Raw genomic sequence first — 6,631 nt, 5'->3', positions numbered from 1 at the left:
TGAGCCAGGATCAAACTCTCCAAAAAAAATGTTCAACCAACACCCCGAAGAGCGCCGGTCAAGAGTTGACCTCTGACAGACAGAACAATCAATACTGACTGTCCATCAATCCAAAGGAATCCCACCATCCAAAGATGGTCGGGGTTCAAAAATTGGCATTGAACATAGTGCACGCTGTTGAGTTCTCAAGGAACGGACGCACCCGAGTTACGGCCTCGCGGCCTGCTCTCAGGGCAACCTATCTATCGTACCACCTCCGAAGCGGGCTTCGGAACACGCGGTTCCAGCCGGCGGCCGGATCGGCCTGGAGGAGGCGACGCGAACGTCGGTCCTCTTCGGGAGTGGCTTTCCATCTTAGGCTTGAAATCACCGAGTCGCAACGCGACTTCGAGGCTATTTGGCTAAGACGCTCTCGCCCGTCTCGGCCGGGCCGCTTCCGCTTCCCGCACCGCCGTGGCGACATGTACGAACTTACGCGGCGCCGCCCGTTCCCGCCAAATCAGGGCTGCATCCCGGGCGTGTCGCGCCGGGTGGCGCGGCGCGCGTCGGCGGGCGCGGCGCGGAGCGGCACGGCAGTCGACGAAGGGCGGAGCAAGAGCGAGACGGCGCAACGCGTCGCCTCGCGTACCCGGCAGACCCGGGAACCGGACGCTTGCCCGCAACCACGCGCCCGACGAGCGGAGGCCCCGACCCGCCCAGCCGATGCACGGCGACCGGGGCCTCGACGCGGCATCCGTCGGGTCAGTGCACCTCGTCGGGGTGCGCGCTCACGCGACCCTCGCGCTCGAGGTCGGTGATGGCCCGCACCTCGGCCTCGTCGAGCTCGAAGTCGAAGACGTCGAAGTTCTCGGCCATGCGCTCGCGCCGGTTCGACTTCGGGAACACGATGTGGCCGCGCTGCAGGTGCCACCGGATCACGATCTGCGCCGGCGTCTTGCCGTGCGCCTCGGCCGGGCCCGTGATCTCGGGCAGTTCGAAGAGCGGGTACTTGCCCTGGCCGAGCGGCCCCCAGGCCTCGATGGCGATGGCGTGCTCCTCGGCGAAGGCCGCGGTCTCGGGCTGCTGGTGGTAGGGGTGCAGCTCGATCTGGTCGACGGCCGGCACGACGTCGGTCTCGTCGAACAGGCGCTGGAGGTGGGGAGCGAGGAAGTTCGAGACGCCGATCGAGCGGACGCGTCCCGACTCGCGAAGGCGCTCGAACGCCTTCCACGTCTCGACGTAGCGGTCGTTCCGCGGCGTGGGCCAGTGGATCAGGTAGAGGTCGAGGTACTCGAGCCCCAGCCGGTCGAGGCTGCGGTCGAACGCGTCGAAGGCCGACTGCGTGCCCTGGTCGTCGTTCCACAGCTTCGTCGTGACGAAGAGCTCCTCGCGCGACAGCCTGGAGTCGGCGAGCGCGCGGCCGACGCCCTCCTCGTTCCCGTAGATGCGCGCGGTGTCGATGTGCCGGTAGCCGACCTCGAGCGCGTCGGTCACGATGCGCTCGGTCTGCTTCGGGTCGACCTTGAAGACGCCGAAGCCGAGCTGCGGGATGGAGTTGCCGTCGTTCAACTGGATGCGGGGAACCGGGGGTTGGGTCATGAACCTCATCCCATCACGCCGGTCGCGGCATCCGGCAGGGGCTTTCGCTCCCCGCGAATCCCGCGCTCGCAGTGAGGTCGACCGAGACCGGATGCCGCGTGGACGCGTCAGCCGGCGAACGCCTCGGGCGGAAGGAAGGCGATGAGCAGCGCCGGCGCGCTCGTCATGAGGTTCACGAGGAAGTGGGCCACGATGATCGGCATGAGTCGGCCCTGCCGGCGCACGATGATGCCCGAGCCGATCCCCCAGACGAAGAACGCGACGAGGTAGATCACCACGACGTCGGGCGTGGCGGCGTAGAACACGTGCTGGACGGCGAAGATCGCGGCGGGCACCACGATCGCCCAGACCGGGTGCCAGCCGCGGGCGAACAGTCCGCCCTGCGAGTACCCGCGGAAGACGAGCTCCTCGGTCGGCGCGTTCAGCGGGGCGAACGTCACCACGGCGATGACGGCGAGCGCCGTGAGCACGGCCCGATCGAACACCGGCTCGTAGCCGACGTCGTAGAACAGCGTCTCGAACCGCGTGAAGAGGTCGGCGCCGAAGAGCGCGAAGCCCGTGGCCAGCACCGCGACGATGAAGGGGATCCACAGCACGACGAGCCAGAGGATCCCCCAGAGCACGTCCGTGCCGAGTCGGCGCCAGGAGAAGTCGATGAGGTCGCGTGCTCGCAGCCCCTCGTCGTGCAGGGCACGACGCACGAGGGCGAGCGACACGAGGTTCACGACGAGCATCGACACGGCCGCGTAGAGCATCATCGGCGGGAAGGCGGCGTCGTCGCCGGCCGCGACGAGGATGAGCCAGGTCACGACCGCGGCGAGTCCGACGAGCACGACCCGGAGGATCGGGAGGCCGACGAGACGGGAGACGCGACCCGGCTCCGGCACCGCGGCGGGCGGCGCCTGCGCCGTCGTCGACGGGACAGGGGCCGACGATGCGGCATCCGCGGTCATGGGGCGTGTCTAGCATGTCGGCGGCCCGCTTCGCTCGAGCGAGCGGTCGAGGTCGCACCGACGGCATACGATGGAGGGCTGTGCTACCCGCGATCACCTATCCTGCCGACCTGCCCGTCTCGGGGCAGCGCGAGGAGATCGCACGCGCCATCCGCGACCACCAGGTCGTGATCGTCGCCGGCGCGACCGGATCGGGCAAGACGACGCAACTCCCGAAGATCTGCCTCGAGCTCGGGCGCGAGCGGATCGCGCACACCCAGCCGCGCCGCATCGCCGCCCGCACGATCGCGGAGCGCATCTCGGAGGAGCTCGGCGTCGAGCTCGGCGACCTCGTCGGCTACCAGGTGCGCTTCACCGACCGGGCGAGCGAGGCCACGCGCATCAAGGTGATGACCGACGGCATCCTGCTCAACGAGATCCACCACGATCGCGACCTCCGCCGCTACGACACGATCATCATCGACGAGGCGCACGAGCGCAGCCTCAACATCGACTTCCTGCTCGGCTACCTGAAGCGGCTCCTCCCCCGCCGCCCCGAGCTGCGGGTCATCGTCACGAGCGCGACGATCGACCCCGAGAGCTTCGCGAGGCACTTCGCGACGGTGTCCACGGACGGTGGCGCGGGCGAGCCCGCGCCCGTCATCGAGGTGTCGGGCCGCACGTACCCGGTCGAGGTGCGGTACCGGCCGCTCGTCGCCGAGTCCCCGTCGACGGGCTCAGGGGACGACTCCGACGACGAGGGGGCCGCCGCCGAGGACCGCGACGTGCAGCGGGGAATCCTCGACGCACTCGACGAACTCGACCGCGAGGCACGCGGCGACGTGCTCGTCTTCCTCTCGGGCGAGAGCGAGATCCGCGACGCGGAGGCCGCGGTGCGCGCGCACGCGACGCGGCGCGGCGGCGGCGAGACCGAGGTGCTCCCACTCTACGGCCGGCTCTCCTCGGCCGACCAGCACCGCGTGTTCGAGCCCTCGAAGGTCGCGGGCCTGCGGCGCCGGATCGTCCTCGCCACGAACGTCGCCGAGACGAGCCTCACGGTGCCCGGCATCCGCTACGTCGTCGACGCCGGCACGGCGCGCATCAGCCGTTACTCGGCGCGATCGAAGGTGCAGCGCCTGCCGATCGAGCCGATCTCGCAGGCGTCGGCGAACCAGCGGTCGGGGCGGTCGGGCCGCACGAGCGACGGCATCGCCATCCGCCTGTACGCCGAGGGCGACTACGAGAAGCGCTCCGAGTACACCGATCCCGAGATCCTGCGCACCAACCTCGCGGCGGTCATCCTGCAGATGGCCTCGCTCGGGCTCGGCGCGGTGGAGGACTTCCCGTTCCTCACCCCGCCCGACACCCGCGGCATCCGCGACGGCCTCGACCTGCTGCGAGAGCTCGGGGCGATCGACGACGACGGCGAAGGTGACGGCCCGCAGCTGACGCGCGTCGGGCGGCAGCTCGCGCGGCTGCCGATCGAGCCGCGGTTCGCCCGCATGGTCCTCGAGTCGAAGACGCAGGGCGTGTCGCGCGAGGTGCTCGCGATCGTGGCCGGCCTCACGATCCAGGATCCCCGCGAGCGCCCGCTCGACAAGCGCGAGCAGGCCGACGGCTTCCACGCCCGGTTCGTCGACCCCGGCAGCGACTTCCTCTCGCTCCTCAACCTCTGGAACCACCTCGAGGAGCGGCAGCGCGAGCTCTCGGGCAGCGCGTTCCGGCGCATGTGCAAGGCGGAGTTCCTCAACTACCTGCGCGTGCGCGAGTGGCAGGACCTCTACCGGCAGCTCGTGCGCCTCGCGAAGCCACTCGGGCTGCATGTGGCGAAGGACGCGGGCGCCCCGAACCCCGACGGGATCCATCGCGCCCTGCTCGCCGGGCTCCTCTCGCAGATCGGCCTCCGCGACGACGCGAAGACGTCGAGCGGGCGCGGCGGTGCGGGCGCCGCGCGCGAATCCGAGCGACGGGGACGGCGGCAGCAGGCCGAGTTCCTCGGCGCCCGGAACGCGCGGTTCGTGGTGTTCCCCGGCTCGGCGCTCGCGAAGAAGCCGCCGGCGGCGCTCATGAGCGCCGAGCTCGTCGAGACGAGCCGCCTGTTCGCGCGCACGAACGCGGCCATCGACCCGGCCTGGGCCGAGCAGCTCGCCGGCCCGCTCGCGAAGCGCACCTACTCCGAGCCGCGGTGGGAGCGCCGGCAGGGGTCGGCCGTCGCCGACGAGAAGGTCACGCTCTTCGGCGTGCCGATCGTGGCCAAGCGACGCATCCAGCTCGCCCGCGTCGACGCGCTGCTCGCGCGCGAGCTGTTCATCCGGCACGCGCTCGTCGAGGAGGACTGGGACACGAACCGCCTCGACGGGCGCCTCTTCTCGTTCGTGCGGGCCAACCGCGCGCTGCGCCGCGAGCTCGGCGAGGTCGAGGAGCGCACGCGCCGTCGCGACATCCTCGCGGGCGACGAGGCCGTCGTGGCGTTCTACGAGGCACGGGTGCCCGCGGATGTCGCGGACACGCGCGCGTTCGAGCGCTGGTGGCGCGGCGAGCACCGCATTCGACCCGGCCTGCTCACGATGACGCGCGCCGACCTGCTCGGCGACGAGGCCGATGAGGACCGCGGCGACGGCTTCCCCGATCGCTGGCGGCAGGCCGACCAGACCTACTCGCTCGCCTACCGGTTCGAGCCGGGCGCCGAGGACGACGGCGTCACGGCGGTGGTGCCGCTCGTGCTCCTGCCGCGCGTGCGCCCCGACGGGTTCGACTGGCAGGTGCCGGGGCTGCGCGACGAACTCATCACGGCACTGCTCCGCACCCTGCCGAAGGTGCTGCGCCGCCAGGTCGTGCCCGCCGCCGAGTGGGCGGCGCGGATCTCGGCCGAGCTGCCCGACGGCCCCGAGGGGGGCGCCGAGCGCGAGCCGTTCACCGCGATGCTCGCGCAGGCGATCCGGCGGCTCACGTTCGCGCCCGTCGACCCGTCGGACTTCGACCTCGAGCGCGTTCCGCCGCACCTGCGGGTCACGTATCGCGCGGTCGACGAGCGCGGCCGCACGGTCGGGTCGTCGAAGGACCTCGGCGAGCTGCAGTCGCGGCTCGCGAGCCGCAGCCGCGACGCGGTGGCGAAGGCCGTGACGGGGAACTCGCGGGGCGAGAGACCGTCGAAGCCGTCGACGCGAACCGCGGCACGCGAGCAGCCCGAGCTCGAGACGCCCGCGTCGCGGGCTCCCGGGCCGGCGGGAATCACCATCGCCGAGAAGTCCGGGATCACGACGTGGGAGTGGGACGAGCTGCCCGCGCACGTCGACACGCGCCAGGCGGGCAACGTGATCCGCGCGTATCCGGCACTCGTCGACGAGAAGACGTCGGTCGCGCTGCGCCTCGTCGCCACGGCGGAGGAGCGCGACCGGGCGACGCGGCGCGGCATCCGCCGGCTGCTCGTGCTCGCGACGCCGACGCCGGTCGCCTACGTGCAGGAGCACCTGTCGAACGAGGAGAAGCTCTCGCTCGCGGCGAGCGCGTACTCGGGCACGCGTGCGCTGCTCGACGACTGCCTGGCGGCCTGCGTCGACGCCGAGTTGCGGGCTCGCCACCCCGACGGCCTGCTGCGCACGCGGGCCGAGTTCGAGGCCGTGCGCGATGCCGTGTCGGCCGGCGTCGTCGACCGCATGTTCGAGACGGTCGCGCTGGTCGCGCGCATCCTGAAGGCCGCGCGCGAGGCCGACCGCGCCATCTCGGCCGCCTCGAGCATCCACCTGATGGCAGCGCTCGGCGACATGCGGGCGCAGCTGGCGGGGCTCGTGCCGAACGGCTTCGTGTCGGCGACCGGGCTCGAGCGGCTGCGGCACCTGCCGCGCTACCTCGAGGCGATCACGCTGCGCGTGCGCAAGCTCGTCGACAACCCCGGACGCGACCGGCAGGCCGCGAACCAGCTCGAGCCGGCGGTCGCCGCGTTCGATGCCGCGGGCGGGCGGATCCCGATCGACCCCGAGGCCGACCCGACGCTCGTGCGCGTTCGGTGGATGCTCGAGGAGCTGCGCGTCGGCCTGTTCGCGCAGGAGCTCCGCACGGCCGAGACCGTGTCGCCGCAGCGCATCGCGAAGGCGCTGGCCGAGGTCGGGGGCTGAGCGCCC

The 6,631-nt window shown here is 71.5% G+C and carries 3 protein-coding genes; 1 reads left to right on the top strand and 2 read right to left on the bottom strand.

Annotated elements, in window-relative coordinates:
- Window positions 1-741 precede the first annotated feature (741 nt).
- Window positions 742-1,578: an aldo/keto reductase gene (locus FYC51_RS13230; protein WP_148734030.1), complete on the bottom strand. Its 837-nt coding sequence runs from the start codon at window positions 1,576-1,578 to the stop codon at window positions 742-744.
- Between the two features lie 107 nt (window positions 1,579-1,685).
- Window positions 1,686-2,531 carry a CPBP family intramembrane glutamic endopeptidase gene (locus FYC51_RS13225; protein ID WP_148734029.1) on the bottom strand — a complete coding sequence of 282 codons (846 nt, stop codon included), beginning with the start codon at window positions 2,529-2,531 and terminating at the stop codon, window positions 1,686-1,688.
- Window positions 2,532-2,611: 80 nt separating this feature from the next.
- Here FYC51_RS13225 and hrpA point away from each other — a divergent pair, with 80 nt between their 5' ends.
- A complete protein-coding gene (hrpA, locus tag FYC51_RS13220) occupies window positions 2,612-6,625 on the top strand; it encodes an ATP-dependent RNA helicase HrpA (RefSeq protein ID WP_148734028.1) in 4,014 nt (1,337 codons plus the stop codon).
- The last annotated feature ends 6 nt before the right edge of the window (window positions 6,626-6,631 follow it).

It is taken from the genome of Agromyces mariniharenae, assembly GCF_008122505.1.
Taxonomy (GTDB): Bacteria; Actinomycetota; Actinomycetes; order Actinomycetales; family Microbacteriaceae; genus Agromyces; species Agromyces mariniharenae.
Note: the sequence above shows the minus strand (reverse complement) of the source record. Positions and strands in the feature narration are given on the sequence as shown.